General features: G+C 52.8%; 14 protein-coding genes, 1 tRNA gene and 1 pseudogene. 11 read left to right on the top strand and 5 right to left on the bottom strand.

What is annotated here, in order from left to right; all coding sequences use genetic code 11:
- Positions 1–12: 12 nt before the first annotated feature.
- Both rpoD and ACOOGA_RS04440 read left to right on the top strand, forming a co-directional pair.
- Entirely contained in the window at positions 13–2,088 is a 2,076-nt protein-coding gene (rpoD, locus tag ACOOGA_RS04445; protein WP_417460447.1) for an RNA polymerase sigma factor RpoD, read from the top strand.
- 89 nt (positions 2,089–2,177) lie between these two features.
- Complete coding sequence (locus ACOOGA_RS04440) at positions 2,178–3,020, top strand: retroviral-like aspartic protease family protein (protein WP_420429618.1); 843 nt, start codon at positions 2,178–2,180, stop codon at positions 3,018–3,020.
- A 58-nt stretch (positions 3,021–3,078) separates the two neighbouring features.
- Here ACOOGA_RS04440 and ACOOGA_RS04435 read toward each other — a convergent pair whose 3' ends face one another.
- Positions 3,079–3,909, bottom strand: coding sequence for a flagellin (locus ACOOGA_RS04435; RefSeq protein ID WP_417460445.1), 831 nt, complete (start codon positions 3,907–3,909; stop codon positions 3,079–3,081).
- A 152-nt stretch (positions 3,910–4,061) separates the two neighbouring features.
- Positions 4,062–5,498 carry an aminopeptidase 1 gene (locus ACOOGA_RS04430; RefSeq protein WP_417460444.1) on the bottom strand — a complete coding sequence of 479 codons (1,437 nt, stop codon included), beginning with the start codon at positions 5,496–5,498 and terminating at the stop codon, positions 4,062–4,064.
- Positions 5,499–5,629: 131 nt separating this feature from the next.
- Between ACOOGA_RS04430 and ACOOGA_RS04425 the strand changes: the two genes are divergently transcribed.
- The 3 genes from ACOOGA_RS04425 (at position 5,630) to ACOOGA_RS04415 (ending at position 6,351) form a co-directional block, all read left to right on the top strand.
- Positions 5,630–5,854, top strand: a complete 225-nt coding sequence (locus tag ACOOGA_RS04425; protein WP_417460443.1) for a hypothetical protein — start codon at positions 5,630–5,632, stop codon at positions 5,852–5,854.
- An 88-nt stretch (positions 5,855–5,942) separates the two neighbouring features.
- Positions 5,943–6,167: a hypothetical protein gene (locus tag ACOOGA_RS04420; RefSeq protein WP_417460442.1), complete on the top strand. Its 225-nt coding sequence runs from the start codon at positions 5,943–5,945 to the stop codon at positions 6,165–6,167.
- A 107-nt stretch (positions 6,168–6,274) separates the two neighbouring features.
- A tRNA-Ile gene (locus tag ACOOGA_RS04415) sits at positions 6,275–6,351 on the top strand.
- A 656-nt stretch (positions 6,352–7,007) separates the two neighbouring features.
- Here the strand turns inward: ACOOGA_RS04415 and ACOOGA_RS04410 are convergent.
- The gene (locus ACOOGA_RS04410; protein WP_420429616.1) at positions 7,008–7,484 is read right to left on the bottom strand and encodes a transposase; all 477 of its coding nucleotides are present in this window, start codon (positions 7,482–7,484) and stop codon (positions 7,008–7,010) included.
- Positions 7,485–7,559: 75 nt separating this feature from the next.
- Between ACOOGA_RS04410 and ACOOGA_RS04405 the strand changes: the two are divergent.
- Positions 7,560–8,201, top strand: a pseudogene (locus ACOOGA_RS04405) (transposase); the annotation flags it as partial.
- Positions 8,202–8,598: 397 nt separating this feature from the next.
- Here the strand turns inward: ACOOGA_RS04405 and ACOOGA_RS04400 are convergent.
- A complete protein-coding gene (locus ACOOGA_RS04400; RefSeq protein ID WP_420429614.1) occupies positions 8,599–9,039 on the bottom strand; it encodes a MarR family winged helix-turn-helix transcriptional regulator in 441 nt (146 codons plus the stop codon).
- Positions 9,040–9,138: 99 nt separating this feature from the next.
- Here ACOOGA_RS04400 and ACOOGA_RS04395 point away from each other — a divergent pair, with 99 nt between their 5' ends.
- The 4 genes from ACOOGA_RS04395 to ACOOGA_RS04380 are packed head-to-tail and all read left to right on the top strand — an operon-like array spanning position 9,139 to position 14,295.
- Positions 9,139–9,603, top strand: a complete 465-nt coding sequence (locus tag ACOOGA_RS04395) for a PaaI family thioesterase (protein ID WP_420429612.1) — start codon at positions 9,139–9,141, stop codon at positions 9,601–9,603.
- The gene (locus tag ACOOGA_RS04390; RefSeq protein ID WP_420429610.1) at positions 9,603–10,022 is read left to right on the top strand and encodes a PaaI family thioesterase; all 420 of its coding nucleotides are present in this window, start codon (positions 9,603–9,605) and stop codon (positions 10,020–10,022) included. Before ACOOGA_RS04395 ends, ACOOGA_RS04390 begins: the two co-directional genes overlap by 1 nt.
- 2 nt (positions 10,023–10,024) lie before the next feature.
- Positions 10,025–11,170, top strand: coding sequence for an efflux RND transporter periplasmic adaptor subunit (locus ACOOGA_RS04385; protein ID WP_420429608.1), 1,146 nt, complete (start codon positions 10,025–10,027; stop codon positions 11,168–11,170).
- Positions 11,170–14,295, top strand: a complete 3,126-nt coding sequence (locus ACOOGA_RS04380; RefSeq protein ID WP_420429606.1) for an efflux RND transporter permease subunit — start codon at positions 11,170–11,172, stop codon at positions 14,293–14,295. The genes ACOOGA_RS04385 and ACOOGA_RS04380 overlap by 1 nt, the downstream gene beginning before the upstream one ends.
- 372 nt (positions 14,296–14,667) lie before the next feature.
- On the opposite strand, the gene ACOOGA_RS04375 is transcribed toward ACOOGA_RS04380, so the two are convergent.
- On the bottom strand, positions 14,668–15,591 hold the full coding sequence (locus tag ACOOGA_RS04375; RefSeq protein ID WP_420429604.1) for an SMODS domain-containing nucleotidyltransferase: 924 nt from the start codon (positions 15,589–15,591) through the stop codon (positions 14,668–14,670).
- Between the two features lie 111 nt (positions 15,592–15,702).
- On the opposite strand from ACOOGA_RS04375, the gene ACOOGA_RS04370 reads away from it, so the two are divergent.
- On the top strand, positions 15,703–17,244 hold the full coding sequence (locus ACOOGA_RS04370; RefSeq protein ID WP_420429602.1) for an SMODS domain-containing nucleotidyltransferase: 1,542 nt from the start codon (positions 15,703–15,705) through the stop codon (positions 17,242–17,244).
- Positions 17,245–17,249: the final 5 nt, after the last annotated feature.

Below are 17,249 nucleotides of genomic sequence, written 5' to 3'. Positions count from 1 at the left end.
GAGATAAAATACATGGCAAAAGAAGCGAATCAGGACGACGATAAAGACACTGGCTCGGAAGAAAGTGGTTCCGGCCCTATCGTCGATTCTGCGGAAGCTGCTGTCAAAAAGATGATCGCTAAGGCGAAAGAGCGGGGCTACATCTCATATGATGAGCTCAATAACGCTTTGCCGACCGAAGAGATGTCATCTGAAAAGATTGAAGACGTCATGACGATGCTCTCTGAAATGGGCATTAACGTCACTGATGGCGACGACCCCGACGAAGGCGAATCGGAAGAAAAAACCGAGGAAGAGGACGAGGGCGAGCAGGAAGAGTTTAAAACCACCGATAAAAAAGAAGCGACGGACCGCACAGATGACCCTGTGCGCATGTACCTGCGCGAGATGGGCTCGGTAGAGCTGTTGTCTCGTGAAGGTGAGATCGCTATCGCCAAGCGGATCGAAGCCGGTCGGGCGACGATGATCGAAGGGCTCTGCATGAGCCCATTGACCTTCCGCGCGATTATCGAGTGGGCAGAGCGTCTCGAAAATGAAGAGATGCTGCTGCGTGACATTATCGACCTTGAAGCAACGCTTGGCAAAGAGCCAAACAGCGCTGACCTTGAAGACGAGGATGGCGGTGATGTGCTTAAGGAAGGTGCGGAAAGCAAGGACGAGGACAAGAGCAAGAGCGAAAGCCCTGCCGAAGCCAAGTCTGATGACGCGCCAGCCAAGCCAGAAGATTCGTCAGAAAGTTCGGACGACGATGACGGTGAAACTAGCGACGGTGAGAGCACCTCAAGCTCCGACGATGATGACGATGATGACGAAGAAGCGGCCATGTCGCTTTCCGCCATGGAAGCGCATCTGAAGCCGGAAACCATTGAGAAATTCCAGCTTATTACATCGACCTATAAAAAATACGCCAAGCTGCAGGACGCCCGTCTCGCCGCTGCCGTGCAAAACGATACGCTGACGACACCACAGGAACGCCGGTTCAAGAACCTGCGGGAAGAGCTGATCGCACTTGTGGCGTCGGTTCGGTTCAACAACATGCGTATTGAAGAGTTGGTAGACGAGCTTTACGGCCTCAACAAGCGCTTGATGAGCCTGTCTGGTCGCCTGCTTCGGCTGGCGGAAAGCCACAAAGTAAGCCGCATAGCGTTCCTTGATGAATATCAGGGCAACGAGCTTGAAGAAGGCTGGGCTGAGCGTGTTGGCAAGCTCAGGGGCAAAGGCTGGGCATCGTTCGTGGCTGGCGAAGCTGTTGCGATCAATAACATCCGCGACCAGGTTAGCGACGTTGTTGGCCGTACTGGTCTGCACGTGGCTGAATTCCGCCGCATCGTTCGCACAGTGCAAAAGGGTGAAAAAGAAGCCCGTATTGCCAAGAAAGAAATGGTGGAAGCCAACCTCCGTCTCGTGATCTCGATCGCGAAGAAATACACCAACCGTGGCCTGCAGTTCCTTGATCTTATTCAGGAAGGTAACATCGGCCTGATGAAGGCGGTGGATAAGTTCGAGTATCGCCGTGGTTATAAATTCTCGACCTACGCTACATGGTGGATCAGGCAGGCGATCACGCGGTCTATCGCGGATCAGGCCCGCACGATCCGTATTCCTGTGCACATGATCGAGACGATCAACAAGCTCGTTCGTACTGGCCGCCAGATGCTGCACGAAATTGGTCGCGAAGCTACGCCGGAAGAATTGGCGGAACGCCTGTCCATGCCGCTTGAAAAAGTGCGCAAGGTCATGAAGATCGCAAAAGAGCCGATCTCTCTTGAAACGCCAATCGGCGACGAGGAAGACAGCCATCTTGGTGACTTCATTGAAGACAAAAACGCGATCCTGCCGGTGGATGCCGCGATCCAGAGCAACCTTCGTGAGACCACAACCCGCGTGCTGGCAAGCCTGACGCCGCGCGAGGAACGTGTGCTTCGCATGCGCTTTGGTATCGGTATGAACACAGACCACACGCTCGAAGAAGTTGGTCAGCAGTTCTCGGTAACGCGGGAGCGGATCAGGCAGATCGAAGCCAAGGCGCTGAGGAAACTCAAGCACCCAAGCCGGTCACGCCAGCTCAGAAGCTTCCTCGATACCTAGGGGCGCGGGTGAGAGCTTTAGACAATAAAACAAGGGGTAGCCTTTACTGGCTGCCCCTTTTTGTCATCGGGGCTTTTCTCGCAACCAAAGTGGCTGCAGCAGAATATTTTACCAGCACAGACACCCAAGGGCGACGGCTGGTGGACGTGCAGGTTGATCACCATGGCAACTTCCCTTTCTTGATCGACACGGCGGCGAGCCATACCGTGTTTTATTACCGCCTGGTTGACGAAGTGGGGCTGGAGGCTGTGCCTCGCCGCTCGGCTGACGTGATTACGGCAACAGGCCAGCGGCCCATGCGTCTATTTAAGGTCGGGCGTATTGCCACGCTCGGCGCTGTGCTGGAGCTCGAACACACAATTGCGATGCCAGATCAACGTGGGCCCAACACACCATACGGCATTGTTGGGGTTGATATGATGCGGGGGCGGGTTCTTGTGCTTGGCCCTGAGGGTGCACAGCTTTTTGAAAGCACAGCAGCATTTGAAGAAGGACAGGTGAAGGATATCGTTTGGCAGCAGGTGGCCGGGCGTGCAGTGGGGCGCGGCTCGGTTGCGGTAGATGTCAGCATTGGTGGACACATCATCCCAGCCGTTGTTGATACAGGCGCCGGGGCGACAGTGATCAACCTCGCGGCAGCCGACATGATTCGCGCAGCGCAAGCCAGCGACGTTGAGTTTCGCTCAACCACCATTTCGGCCGCCGGTGGCCGTGTGCGGGCGGAAAACGTCCACATAGGCCGTATGTCGATTGGTGGCGTGAACCTTGGCTCCAAGGATATCCTTGCGGCTAATTTGCCGGTGTTCAGCACTTATGTGCCTTATACCGTACCCGCGATGATCCTCGGCGCCGATGTCTTGCTTAGCCAACCTGTCGCTATCGATTTTGACAGTTGGGCGATCTATCTGGGTACGCCTGCGAAAGCCGAATAGATAGCAAAAGGCCCGACACTCGGCCGGGCCCTCTATGAATTTCATTCAAATACTCAGCCTAGCTTTGAAACAAACCAAGGATCGCGGCAGGTTGCTGGTTGGCGATGGAGAGGCTTTGGATGCCAAGCGCCTGCTTCACCTGGCTGGCTTGAAGGTTGGCGCTTGAGGAAGCCAGATTAGCGTCCACAAGGTTGCCGATGCCCACTTCCGTGGTGTTGCTCAGTGCTTCAGTAAAATCTTTGGTTTGCTGCAACTGCCGAGCACCAGATCCCAGTTGAGAGAGGACGCTTGTGAGATTACCGAGGGAATCGTCAATCGCTGCAACAGCAGCTTGAGCGTCAGCGGCGGAGGCAATGCTTTGGCCTTCCGTGAGCGTGATATTACCGCCGCTCAGTGACAGGTCTTGCGCATCAATGGTGATGTTGCCATCACCCTCTGCACCAGTGATTGCGACGATATCGTCGCCACCCGCTTTGATGGCGTTGGTGCCGTTGAATTCTGCGGTCCCCACAATGCTGGTGATCTGGTCCTTGATCGCAGCAAAATCCTGATTGAGCGCACTGCGGCTCGCGTCGTCAAGGCCGGGGTCTGCGGCTTGAACCGCCTTCTCTTTTGCTTGCAACAGCAGGTCTGAGATCGAGCTGCTTGCCGCAAGCGCCACATCTGTGGTTGAGATAGCACGATCGAGCGAGTTTTTAACGCTGCCAAGCCCCGCAACATCGCTTTCAAGAAGCTGAGAGATCGCGAGAATAGCAGCGTTGTCTTTCACGCTGTTTACGTCTTTACCGGTGGCAATCTCCTTCTGGGTGTTGCCCAGCGTGGAGTTTGTTTTCTGCAATGAACGAACGCCCAGCAAACTGCTGGCGTTTGTATTAATCGAATCTACCATTTTCAGCACCACTTAGCGGTTTCGCAGTCCCCACCGCAAAACCTGTTACCCAAGTGGTATTATGGCAGATATGAGCGTAAAAATGAAGAGATCGTTAAAATTGTGCGGGCCAGCCAGACCCGCACAACCAAACTTGCAAACCCAGCGTCGAGTTATCGGCTATAGCTCAGAAAGGCTGCAACGCCATCTTTGAGCGCAAGCACATCCATCTTGTCGCTCACCGCATAGGGTGTGTGGATGGAAAGCACAGGCACGCCAAAATCGATTGTATCGATATTATAGTGCGCAAGCTCTGACCCGAGCGTGCCGCCGCCTGCGCGGCCCACTTTATAGGTGGTGGTTTGCCATGCCACCTTACGCTCATCAAGCGCCGCCCGTGTCCAGGCGATAAACTCGCTGTTTGCGTTGAATCCACGCCCGTAAAGCTTGATGTTTACACCAAAGCCGAGCCGGGGGGCGTTTGTAAGCTCCCACGCACCGGGGTTCATGGGGTTCACACCCGGGTTCACATCAATCGACAAAGCCTTGGAGGCTGTAAGCGCACGAGTAAGCATGGGGTGACGATAGTCAGAGCCTTTTTCTGCATAGAGCAGCTCACCAACAAAGTCGGTCAGGAAGGTTGACGATGCGCCGGTCACGTTCACGTTGCCGCTTTCTTCATTATCAGCAAAATGAATGAGGGCGGTGTTTGGCGGGGTGCCCATTTCAGCCGCAGCTTTCAGGCTCGCAAAAGCGCCAAGCCGGTCATCCTGCCCGTAGGCTGCCAGCAGGCGGCGATCAAACCCCACATCACGCGGCGCGAGTGCTGGCACGAGCGAGAGCTCGGCCGAGACAAGGTCTGCCGCTTCCACATTGTAGGTTGCTTTCAAATGCTCAAACACCCATTCAGCTACAGGTGTTTTGCCGTGTGGGCCAGAGGCTGCGAGCGGATCAAGATCTTCATGCGCAACCACTTCGCTCGCGCTTCTTTTCATCTGGTCACGCGCTGTGTGCGGTGAAAGGTCAGGAATAATGAAGATGGGGTCATCAGCCTTGAGGCCAAGGGATACTTCAACAACGCTGCCATCCTTGCGGTCGATCCGGCCAACAAGGGCAAGCGGGATATTGGTCCATTGGTAGGTTTTGATGCCACCATGGTAGTTGGTTTGAAACAGTGCAAAGCCTTGCGCGTTATCAATCGGGCGGCCTTTCAACTCCAGCCGGGGGCTGTCGATATGGCTGGCCACAATACGCACACCCTTTGATACAGGCTCCCGGCCCCCAACAATAAGGGTGAAAGCGCGGCCACGGTTGTGCACATAGTAGCGGTCTCCCGCTTTGATGCGCTGGTCTTGTTTCCATTCTTTGAAACCAAGGCGTTCCACCTGCTGCTGGATGGTGGAAACTGTCAAAAGCTCGGTGCGGGCTTCGCTCAGGAAACGGGCATATTCGTCAGCCAGGTCCATTGCGGTTTTTGCCGTCGCGTCGCTGGCGTCTTTCCAGGCGCTATCGCATGTGCCTTGGGCACAAGGTGCCGCCACTGAGGGCAGGGTCGGGATAAGGCAGGCAGCAGCCAAAAACGCTGCGCCAAGGGTAGGGCGGATGGTCACGGATATTCCTCCTGTCGGCCAATTGTTTTAAAACTGTCTTAGAATGTCGTTCCGCCCATTGCAATCCGGTTTGGGGCAACTTATATCGAAATGATACAGGGATCGGGATCACATCTGTGAGAGGGGAAACAATGAACGAATTTGAAATGGTGCCGCTGATTGTGTTGTTCGTGATGTCGGCGGTGATCGTTATGCGCTGGATCAGCGCCAAGGAACGGATTGCAAAATCACGCGGTATGAATGAGGCGGCGGACGCGCGCATCAAGGCGCTTGAGGAGCGGGTTCGGGTGCTCGAGCGTATCGCAACAGACAAACGCACCAAGCTGCGTGATGAGATCGACGCACTTTCAGACTAAACCAACAAAACCACTTTGGGCACATAAAAACCAAGCCCGAACGGGCGGTAATGCCCAAGCACCATAACGCGAGGACAGGAGCAGGCCGATGGAAGGCAAAACATTTGTACTGTTGATTATATTCGGAACCTTTGCCTTTGCAGGCATTTCCCAGTGGCTTAAGGCCAAGACAGACGCACTTAAACATGCGGCAAAATCGGGCGATGATGAGCTTAAAGTCCATGTGCGGGCGCTCGAGGAGCGGGTGCGGGTGTTAGAGCGCATCGTCACTGACAAGAAAAACCGCCTTAAGGAAGAAATAGACGCACTTTGAGTGGCTCAAAGGGGCGCCTAGAGCGCCCCAACTCGGCTAATAATGCGAAGGGGCATTTTTCCACTACCCAAGCCAAGCTTCATTTGCTACACGAAGCCCCGTGGTTGGGGCCTGTAGCTCAGCTGGTTAGAGCCGGCCGCTCATAACGGCTTGGTCGGGGGTTCGAGTCCCTCCGGGCCCACCACACCACTTGTATTAGTTCGCAGAGAAAGCCGGACAGTTTTCAAGATATTCGGACATCGGCTGTTAAATCTCACCATTAACGAGAAAAATCTCACCTTGAAGAGAAATTCAGCCAGTTTTGAACCAATGACCTGAGCCCGAATTCATCTCCTGCTGATCGTTCTTTTTTGGGCTCACAAAGCTCCCGCCCGATACCGCCCAGGGGGATGCCGCAGGCGAATTGCTTCAAGCAATCCGGCCTAAACCGGATGGCTGATATGCCCCCTCCCGAGGCATCATGGCGTCGATAAGCAAAAGGCGGCCCCTCCCAAACTTTTATCAGCCAGGAAGAAGCCGCCTCAATCCGCGTTGATGCGGTCAGGTGGCCCGGACTGTTGCTCCTCTCCATCCTATTCTCGTCGGCGAGTCTCAATCTGCGTTGATGCGGTCAGGTGGCCCGGACCGTACCAAATTCAAGCGCTTGTTCGGCAAATCCGTGTCTCAATCCGCGTTGATGCGGTCAGGTGGCCCGGACAGCGCATGTCAGCATCTTGACGCCAACAGCATAGTCTCAATCCGCGTTGATGCGGTCAGGTGGCCCGGACTAGAAGAAAAAACACTAGCAGTCTGTCGGGTTTGAGGTTTTGTTCCACTTGATGCGATGGTTTGGATCGTCTCTCATGCCATGATCTTGCTCAGGCGCTTGCAGTTGTATGTGAGGGTCGTCAGTGTCCATTCGGATTTGACGTTTTCAAGGCCGCGCAGGTGGAAGCGGGTGAAGCCGAGGATGGATTTGATGATGCCGAAGACGGGTTCGACGGTTTGTTTTCGTTTTCGGTATTGTTGCCTGGCGGGTTCAGTTTGCAATTTGTCGATCATATCGAGACGCCACTGGGCGGTTATGGCTTTGGGCGGTTTGGCCTTTGCGGGCGGCGGCCTGAAGTCATAGGGCCGCTCATGCTGTTCGCGCGAGATGGCGATCAGCGCCTCGACGCCGCGCGTTTCAAGCATGGCGACCACCTCTTCACCGGCGTAGCCTGCGTCGGCGAGCAGGGTTCCGGGCGATCCTGGACCGTCGGCCATCCGCTCGAGCAAGTCTTCCAGAGCGGCGCGATCATTGGTCGTGTCCAGGACATCGCTGGCCAACACCAGCATTGAGCCATCCGCATCCACCGCGGCCTGCGCGTTATAGGCCTGGCGATATTCATGCCAGCATTGACATCAGCAGCCTTGATCACCAGCCCGGCCTATGTGGTGATCAAGGCTGCTGAGGCCTTCCACACCAAAACGACCCGGCCCAACGAGATGTGGCAGACCGACTTCACCTACTTCAAGATCATCGGCTGGGGCTGGATGTATCTCTCCACCGTGCTCGACGACTTCTCGCGCTACATCATCGCCTGGAAACTCTGCACCACCATGCGTGCCGAGGATGTCACCGACACCCTGGACATGGCGCTGGCGGCCTCAGGCTGTGACCAGGCTCATGTCCATCACAAGCCGAGGTTGCTCAGCGACAATGGCCCCAGCTACATCGCGAGCGACCTGGCTGACTATATCGAGGCCCAGCACATGAGCCATGTGCGGGGCGCGCCGCTCCATCCCCAGACCCAAGGCAAGATCGAGCGCTGGCACCAGACCCTCAAGAACCGCATCCTATTGGAGAACTACTTCCTGCCCGGCGACCATGAGGCCCAAATCGAGGCCTTCGTCGAGCACTATAACCATCAGCGTTACCACGAGAGCCTGAAGAACGTGACCCCCGCCGATGCCTACTTCGGCAGGGCCGCGACCATCATCAAACAACGGGAAAGGCTCAAACGACAGACCATCGAATATCGGCGCTTGCAACACCGCAAACGCGCCGCATAATATCAACCCCAAGACGAGGCCCTTACTCCGCTAATCTACGCTCAACATTGCGCCAAATGTTTTGACGACGGACAGTTGACTGCGGATCATATTGACAATAAGCGATCAAACAATCGGGCTGAAAATTCCCACCGGCCGATCCGAAGGTGAGAGCGGAAAATGCAAAGGTTCAAATCACCGGGATCAGCCCGGAGATTCCTGAACGCCCAATCCGCCACTTACAATTCATTCTATTTTCAACGCCATCTCATCGACCGCCCCACGTTCAAGCAGTACCGCGCCGAGGCATTCGGTGTCTGGGCAAATGCAGCTACAACTGCGTGAAAACTCTCAACCAGAAATTCCTGCGTGCGCAGATGACTTAATGTGACAATGCCCCCCGGCCGCTGGTGTGTTTTTACTCCGGCGTTGACAGTTCAAGAAGATTCGCGCGGGCATGGCGGAGACTGTCCACAAGCTGGTCAAATTCCTTTTCATCGAGATGGCCAAAGGCTTCACTGATCAGATCGTGAGAACTCTTCTGAAGCTTCGGGACATATGGCCCAAACTTGTCGGTCAAATGGATTCGGTTAACCCGGCGATCTGTCGGGTCTCTCTTGCGAAAAATCCAACCGCTCTCCTCCAGTCGATCAATGGTTTTGCCCACTGTGGCCTTCTCCAATTCGAGAATGTCGGCCAGCTCCGTCTGCGTAAGGCCGTCAGCCCGGTAGAGATGAGCCATGAGAAACCATTGCGAGCGGGTCAGGCCCAATCCTTTGATGCGGCGGTCAAACACAACTCTCATCAGGCGAGCAAGGTCACTCAGGATGAAGCCTTTATTCCGATCCAGGTCAGACATCGACGATGTTATCTTTATTTTGGTCATATTGTTATTTAGCATATAGTAAGATAGTATACTATATGAAAGTCTACAAACAGCGAGAATTGCAAGGAGCCCATGTCGGACTTTATCAACCATCTTCAGGAGCGCTCTGCGCAGGGCGGCTACGGGGTCTTCGGAACGCTTGATATTGAGATCAAAAGCGCTTCCAGTGGGCAGGTTTCCCTGGCCATTAAGCCTGATGGCTGGGCGGCCTTGCACGATGATGAGCCAACAGTGCACAGCGGCCTGCTCACCTTGCTGCTGGATTCGATCTTTGGCTTTGCCGTGATCTCATCACTTGAGACGCCAACGGCGATTGCCACCATTGATCTGAAGATCGACTTTCTTCGGGATGTGCCTGTCGCTGAAAAACTGCTTGTTGAAGCTCGGGTCGTCGATGCCCCTGACGTCTTTGCACATACTGAAGGCGAAGTGCGTGAACAGAAAACGGGGCTCCTGATCGCAAGGGGAAACGGGAGTTTTATGGTTGGGACCAAAGGCCCGTCGTTTAGCACGACAAACCCCGAGGTTACGCCGTGATGGAAGAAGCGAACAAATTATACAGCGAATGGATCGAAGCCAGCCCGTTCACGAGTTGGCTGGGGCTACAGGTGCATGCGACGACTGCGGGATTGGAAGCCGTTCTGCCATTTGAAGAGAAGAATGTCGGAAATCCGTTCATACGGTCGCTTCACGGCGGCATCATTTCAGCGGCGATGGAATGTGGCGGGGGGTTGCTGGCTGCTCAACTGCACGGACTGGGCCGGATACAAAGGCCCTCATCGATTTCCATATCATATCTGCGTTCAACATCAGATCGCGATCTCAACATCCAGGTCTTGCCGGTCAAGACAGGTCGGCGCCTGTCCTTCTTGACGGCGCAGGCATGGCAGGAGAGCATGGAAAAGCCGGTCGCAATTGCCACGATGACATTCTTGCGTAAAATGAAAGAAGTTTGAGAATGAAGCGCTCCCGGCACAAGATATATATTTCAGCCGTAATCTCCATGATTTTGTCGCTATTGGGTTGCGGTGACAGAAGCCATAAGGATGTAATTGTACAAGAATCCGAATTGACTGGCTCGAACATTGCCGAAGAGCAAAGCGACCCGATCGAGGCAACGCTTGTCCGTCGCATTCAGTTTGAAAAGACAGTGTTCGCGAGTGGGACGATAGCGGCAAAGCAAACAAGTAACTTAGGGCCACTGGTCGAGGGTGTGGTCGAGAAGATTTTTGTCAGGGTAGGAGACAGGGTCAAAGCTGGCGATCCGCTGTTTCAAACCCGCAAGGTTGACTTCGAGCGGCGGGTAGATGAAGCCAGAGCGGCCATGAATTTGGCCGACATTCGCGGAGTGCAAGCGAAGAGAAATTACGACCGCGCAAAAGAGTTGGCCAGTCAGGAAAACATTTCACAGGCCAGGCTGGACGATGTGGAAACTTCCTTCCAGATCGCGGGAGCGGAAATTCTCCAGGCCAGAGCCGCCCTGGAAACAGCAGAACAACAACTGACAGATACAGTCGTTCACGCGCCATTTGATGGCGTGATAACTGCAAGGAATGTTGACGAAGGGGTCTATCTGTCCAACCGGTTTTCCACGGGTGGAAGTTCAGCGGTTGTTCGAATACAGGAAATCTCGATTGTTAGCGCTATCGTCCAGACGCCAGAAGAGAACCTTGGCCTTTTGGCGCTGAATCTACCAGCCAGGGTGCAAATTCAGGGTCATAAAGAGGTCTATGACAGTTTTGTCTACATATTGAATGATCTTGTTGATCCAATAACGCGCACAGTTGAACTCAGACTACCGATCAAGAACGAGGACTATGCGATAAAGCCGGGGCAATTTGCAGAAGCCAGAATCATATTGCCACCACGGGAACTCCTCGTGGTTCCACGTAGTGCAGTAGCAAATGTGGGCAAGATAACTTTCGTTTTTGTTGTCGTGGACGGTATTCAAAATCAAGTTGCCGTTGAAATACGTGAATTCGACAGCGAGCAGGTGGAAGTCATCAGTGGCCTCTATGAGGGAGATTCCGTCATCCTCAATCCACCTCACTCTGTTAAAGATGGCGAGAAGCTAAAACGACGCATTGAATCAGGAGAGTATTAATGTGGTTGGTTGACATTTCCATTCGTCGACCGGTTTTCGCGATCATGGTCATTGGCGGTCTGATGGCGCTGGGATTCATTTCCGTCGGGCGGCTCGGCGTCGATCTGTTTCCCAATGTAGCATTTCCCTATGTCTCGATAACGACCACGCTGGAAGGTGCGGGCCCGGAGGCTATTGAGACCGAAGTCACTGATGTCATCGAGGAAAACGTAAACACTATCTCGGGAATAAATCAGCTCAGTTCGACAAGCTCCGAAGGCATGTCGCAGGTGTTCATTGAATTCGCACTTGAAGAAGACGTCGATGTGAAGGCTCAGGATGTCCGGGACAAGGTGAGCTTGGCCCAAAGGGATCTACCTGCGGACGTAAATCCGCCGATTGTGGAAAAGGTCGATCCGGATGCTGCGCCGATTATGTCGGTAATGGTTGCCGGTGATGTGCCTATCGGCGATCTGACGACCTATGCTGACGAGGTTGTAAAAGAATCCCTTCAAAGGTTGCCGGGTGTCGGTTCGGTAACTCTGGTCGGAGGCAGAAAGCGCGAGATCAGGATTTGGCTGGATGCCATAAAGCTGCGCAGCTACGGGGTAACCGCCGAAGACGTGGTGAACGCTATCCGCGCAGAACATGCTGAAATACCAAGCGGGAAGCTTGAGGCAGGACTGGGTAGCCGCGAATATAGCGTCAAGACTGTGTCAGAGGCGAAAACACCTGAGGAATTTGCAGACCTTGTCGTTGCGTTCAGAACCGGTGGACTGGCGACCAGGGTGGGCGATGTTGCAAGGGTTGAAGATGGACTGGAGGATGAACGCTCCTTTGCTATCTTGAACGGGCAACGAGGCGTAAGTCTGGAGATACGGCGGCAGTCGGGTAAAAACACCGTTGAAGTTGCTCATGCAGTGAAAGCCAGGCTGGAAGCGCTGCGAGCCAATGCCCCTTCAGGCATCAAAATGGTTATCGCACAGGATGTTTCTCGATTTATTGAATCCTCCATTGAAGATGTCAGTCATGAATTGCAGATCGCAATCGGTCTGGTGGTCTTTGTTACTTTCTTCTTTCTTTTAAACTGGCGCGCGACCCTGATCGTTGCCATAGCGATTCCGACTTCACTGGTTTCCACGTTTTTCGGGTTCTATCTTTTTGATTTCACGATCAATATGCTCACCCTTCTTGCCTTGACGGTCTCTATCGGGTTGCTGGTCGATGATGCCATTGTCGTCGTCGAGAGTATTCAAAAAGATATCGAGGCCGGGTCTCCTCCCCTCCGAGCGGCACAGGAAGGAACCAAAAAAGTTGGACTTGCTGTTCTCGCCGGAACATTTGCGACCCTCGCGGTTTTTGTGCCAATCGCTTTCATGCAAGGTGTGGTGGGGCGCTTCTTCTTTCAGTACGGGCTTGCAATTGTCTTCTCCGTTTCGGTTTCGCTCCTCGTGGCACTTACGCTCGCGCCCATGCTGAGTTCGATATTTCTTCACAAAGAGGGGCAACAGTTTCTGGTCTTCAGGCCAATTGAGAAGTTCCATGACGGGCTTTCCGTCTGGTACGCGAGAGGTCTGGCCATTTGTGTCCGGTGGCGCTATCTGGTCCTGGCCTTTGCATTGGCCAGCGTCACTTTGGGCGGGTGGTTCGCAGGACAAATTCCTTCCGGGTTTACGTCCAAAGCAGACAGGAGCGAATTCCTGGGCACGATTGAACTCCCTCTTGGGTACGGGATAGAGGAAGCCAAGAAGGCATCCAATGATGTTTATATGGCTTTGAGAGATATCCCAAATATCACGGATGTCTTTGTGACTGCGGGTGCAGGTTCACAAGCCAAGGTAAGCCAACTTGGGTTGTACGCTCGCCTCACAGCAAAGCAGAGCCGACAAGAAAGTCAATTTGCGACAATGGATGTCGCACGGCGCGCCATTGCCGACATATTGCCCGCCATCAACAAAATGACGATCATAGAAGTTCCCTGGGTGTCTGGTGGTGGCATCTCGTCGGCTGACGTTGAACTTTCCGTTCAAGGCAGTAATCTGGAGGCACTTCAAATTTATACCGACAGAGTTGCTTCGGAGATGAAAAAGAGTGATCGGTTTGCCGACGTGCGAACGAGTTTTGAAACCGGCAGACCGGAATATCGAATTGAATTTAATCGCATTCGAGCGGGAGATATGGGGGTATCCGCAAGGTCATTGGCGAATACGGCGCGTATAATTATTGGCGGTGTGGATGTAGGAACCTTCGAGGATCAGGGCAAGCGCTATGATGTCAGGGTGCGTTTGGAAGAACGCCAGCGCCAGAATATTGATCAGCTCGATCTTGTCCAGGTTCGGTCAAATGGTGGAATGCTCATCGACCTGAGTTCGATCGCAGACACAAAATTGACCACAAGCCTGTCGCAGATTGACCGGCAGAACCGTACCCGAAAAATCTCCATACTGGCCAACACAGCTCCTTCCGTGGCTTTGGGCGATTCAACCGAAGCGCTGGAGGAAATTATTCTGGCCAACCCGATACCTGAAGAGTTTTCGGCATCCTTTGAGGGAATGGCGCGGCGTATGAAGGAGTCCGGCACGGCGATTATCTTTGCCCTTATGTTGGCTCTACTGGCCCTTTATATGGTTCTGGCCAGCCAATTCAACAGTTTCGTTCAGCCTCTGATTACCATGATAACAGCGCCTCTGTCCTTCTCGGGCGCTTTTGCCATGCTCTATTTCGGCGACCAGGAGATGTCTCTCTTTGCGCAGATCGGTCTTGTCGGGTTGATGGGAATCGTCATGAAGAATGGTATCCTGCTCCTTGATCGGACGAACCAGATTCAAGATGAAGGCGTTGAATTGAAGGAGGCTGTGTTGCAGTCAGGCCCGGAACGCTTGCGGCCAGTACTGATGACGGCTCTCGCAGCAATCTTTGGCATGATCCCGATTGCTCTTTCGAATTCCGACGGTGCGGAGTGGAGAAATGCTCTGGGCTATCTGATCATCGGCGGGCTAACGTCATCGACATTGTTGACGCTGTTTGTTGTGCCCGCAGCAACCATGGTGCCACAGGATGTTTCGAACCTGTCCAAACGGCTTGTGAATAAAGCAAGTGGCTTCCTCTTTGATCGCCCTAGTCTTTCAGATCAGCCCGAACCGTAGAGGGGGCCGGACGGCATTGTCACGTTAACTCAACTTCGAAATCTCATGCTCGCCAGGCGAATAATAATTATTATAAAAAATAGCAGGAACAGAATAATCGACTAATCTTGCATCTCAACGAGTTGTTCCAGGCACACGCGGCCATCATTATATGTAATGGCTACGCCCGCCTTCTCCAAAGTGCCTCGGATTTTTTCAACCGTAGAAAATTGGGCTCTCGGCATACCTTTATGTGGCTCAATTCGTCGAATGGAAGCTATTGAAACTCCTGCCCTTTCGGCGAGGTCCAGTTGCGACCAGAACCTACAGGTAGTGCGGTTGCTGAGCTGGTCAAAAGAGAGTTTTGCACTCAGGAAATTGGTAATGTGTCAGCTATCGATCATCCGCGCCAAACTGGGGGCCGAAGATTGATTGCCATTTTTGCAGACTTAGATTCCGACTGCGTTCATTTATTGCGTCGTCAACTCTCAATCTAAGGGAATGTATGCAGCGCTTGAAATTCTGGAAATTTACTTCTTCCCAGTTCCTGTTGAAATTTTCCACCTTATAGGCTGGGTTCACAATTATAGGCACCTTTGTATGGCTGGCTAGATATTTGTCTAGTCTTGAGAGGACGGTCTGCAGACTGGTAGGAAGGTCCGCGAAATCCGTACCGCGTTCGGTATTTTTGATACAATTTCCAATGAGCGTAGTGAGCAATATGGATTTCACGGAAAAATTTTGTTTATGGTCGCGCAGATATTTCAGCAACTGAATTACCTTGCTCAAGTTCGCTCCCGGAACAATTGACTTTTTTTCTTCCAGCCAGAGGGCAAATCCGTCTCCATCAGTGCGTTCAAACCTGCCATCTTTACGATTGCAGACAAAATAGACTTCTTTGTTGAAAATCAACCACTCGCTCTCTCGCCATACTACACAGGGAACAACATCGAGATGAAAGTCACCCTTGTAATCGAGAGTAATACATCGTGTTTTTCTGGAAACCATTCCCGCATAAGACGGGCACCTTTTGAAGGTCGCATGAAACGTATCCATATAATCTGATACTCTCCAGCGGGTGTTTGGCTGTAAGATCACAAGTATATCCGCATCATACTCTTTTTTGGGAAGGGGCTGGATCATGGTTCCGTGCCGCCAAGAGCCTTGGGCCTGTATGGAGACGATCCGCGATGCGAGAATTGATTTTTTAAGAAAAGAGCTCACTGAAACGATGTGTTTTTTCAGTCGCTTGATCCGTTGTTGGTCAAGTTTAACGTGATGATTATAGAATTTATTGAAATGGGCGCTTTGCTTCAAGGAACGAGCCTAGTTTTTTGGGCGGGGATCGAATTTTTTGGAGCGTAGTTCCTAATTTAGACACTATACTGAAAGTTGCGTTATTCTAGGATGTTGTTGCTGCCGATGTCTATGTTGAACTACGATCAAGAAGCACTTGATGCTGCTCTCTACGAGATAGCTGAGAAAATCCAATTGAGTCCTTCGAAGTACGATCTCGCGAAGGAGCGATACAGGGCCATTGCTGATCACTTGAATGAGCGAGAAAGCGAAGTTGCCAAGTTCTCGCCGCATATTTATCCACAGGGTTCATTCAGAATACAGACAACCATCTCCAATTCCGATGAAAAGGATGAGTTTGATATTGACCTCATTCTTGAGATGAAAATTGACACAAACAATGATCCTCATGTGGTTCTAGATAGCATCCACAGAAGTCTGAACAGGGGCCGATATAAGGGAAAAGTGGAGAAAAAGCGCCGCTGTGTGCAGGTGCAATATAGCGATATGCATCTGGATGTAACGCCGGCTGTCTTGTTGGCTAAAGGTTTGCCGTCTCGTCCATGCCAGATTTTTGATTGCCATCCAGAGCGTGAGGACCACGTGCAGGCGGCTCCTGAGGGCTTTGCCTTATGGTTTGACGAGAGGGTTCTGCCTTCCCAAGTTTTGGAAGCCCGGCATTTGGCAGCTAAAGCCAGTGTTGATCCGGTTCCCGACCAGAAGCAACTAGACGAAAAACCACCAAAACTTGTGGCCCTGCAGTTAATCAAGCGCTGGCGGGACATGCAGGATAGCCGGCGCAAAGGCAATATCGAAAAAATACCATCCATCCTCCTATCCAAACTGTCAGCAGACTACCTGGATGAGGAAGATCGGAGCCTTTATTCCGTTCTATCACATATGACAAACCATCTGATCAGGATTATGTCGCATGATCTGGGGATTGTACTTAACCCGAGTTATGAACCTGACGAACTTACAGATCGGTGGCCCGGCGAAAGAAGGGCCTCTGCCGCCGTACCTTCCAATCAGGAATATTTTTTGGAGGATTTGAAGCTCCTGAAAGCCAACCTCGAAGAAATGGCCGGGGCAAGCGCAAAACGGCACCGGGAGTTGATGGCAAACATGTTTGGAGAACGCTCAAGTTCGAGCGGTACAGCCTTGTATGAGGGGAGTAACTTCGCACGGCAACAGGGTTTTTCAAGTGACAAGGCACTTATTGAGCGTCTTGTCACAGGCGGGCATGCCTTTCTTAAGTCGCTGTCCCTTCAAACCTCATATGAAAAACATCCCCAGTGGCCGATGATGCCCAATTGCTTTGTTCAGGTAACGGCGACGATACATCCGGAGAAGCACGGTCCACTGCTGCGCCAAATTGAAAATGGCGGTGCGGTTGGTATCGAAGAGCATATATGTTTCAGAGCAGTTGGACGCCCGGTGCGGCCAAATGGTCCGTCTTTCCCAGTTGGGAGCACCATTCACTGGCGGGTAACAAACACTGGCAAGATGGCTGCCAAGAAAAGGCAACTGCGTGGCGATTTTAGTAACGAAACAGGGAAGAGCCTATGGGAGCATGCCGCTTATGAGGGAGTCCACTGGGTACAGGCTTTTGTCGTCGATGCGCGAGGGAACTGTATCGGGAAGTCGGAACGGTTTTGCATAGTGGTCTCATAGGGGGA

The sequence above is a fragment of the Kordiimonas sp. genome (assembly GCF_965216265.1).
GTDB lineage: Bacteria > Pseudomonadota > Alphaproteobacteria > Sphingomonadales > Kordiimonadaceae > Kordiimonas.
The sequence above is the reverse complement of the archived record's forward strand: the minus strand, read 5'-3'. Positions and strand labels throughout refer to the sequence as shown.

What these genes read in the sequence shown, in the direction of transcription:
- rpoD (WP_417460447.1), top strand. Translation starts at nt 13, where the DNA reads ATGGCAAAAGAAGCGAATCAGGACGACGATAAAGACACTGGCTCGGAA.
- ACOOGA_RS04435 (WP_417460445.1), bottom strand. Translation starts at nt 3,909, where the DNA reads ATGGTAGATTCGATTAATACAAACGCCAGCAGTTTGCTGGGCGTTCGT.
- ACOOGA_RS04425 (WP_417460443.1), top strand. Translation starts at nt 5,630, where the DNA reads ATGAACGAATTTGAAATGGTGCCGCTGATTGTGTTGTTCGTGATGTCG.
- ACOOGA_RS04420 (WP_417460442.1), top strand. Translation starts at nt 5,943, where the DNA reads ATGGAAGGCAAAACATTTGTACTGTTGATTATATTCGGAACCTTTGCC.
- ACOOGA_RS04410 (WP_420429616.1), bottom strand. Translation starts at nt 7,484, where the DNA reads ATGCTGGTGTTGGCCAGCGATGTCCTGGACACGACCAATGATCGCGCC.
- ACOOGA_RS04400 (WP_420429614.1), bottom strand. Translation starts at nt 9,039, where the DNA reads ATGTCTGACCTGGATCGGAATAAAGGCTTCATCCTGAGTGACCTTGCT.
- ACOOGA_RS04395 (WP_420429612.1), top strand. Translation starts at nt 9,139, where the DNA reads ATGTCGGACTTTATCAACCATCTTCAGGAGCGCTCTGCGCAGGGCGGC.
- ACOOGA_RS04390 (WP_420429610.1), top strand. Translation starts at nt 9,603, where the DNA reads ATGGAAGAAGCGAACAAATTATACAGCGAATGGATCGAAGCCAGCCCG.
- ACOOGA_RS04385 (WP_420429608.1), top strand. Translation starts at nt 10,025, where the DNA reads ATGAAGCGCTCCCGGCACAAGATATATATTTCAGCCGTAATCTCCATG.
- ACOOGA_RS04380 (WP_420429606.1), top strand. Translation starts at nt 11,170, where the DNA reads ATGTGGTTGGTTGACATTTCCATTCGTCGACCGGTTTTCGCGATCATG.
- ACOOGA_RS04370 (WP_420429602.1), top strand. Translation starts at nt 15,703, where the DNA reads ATGTTGAACTACGATCAAGAAGCACTTGATGCTGCTCTCTACGAGATA.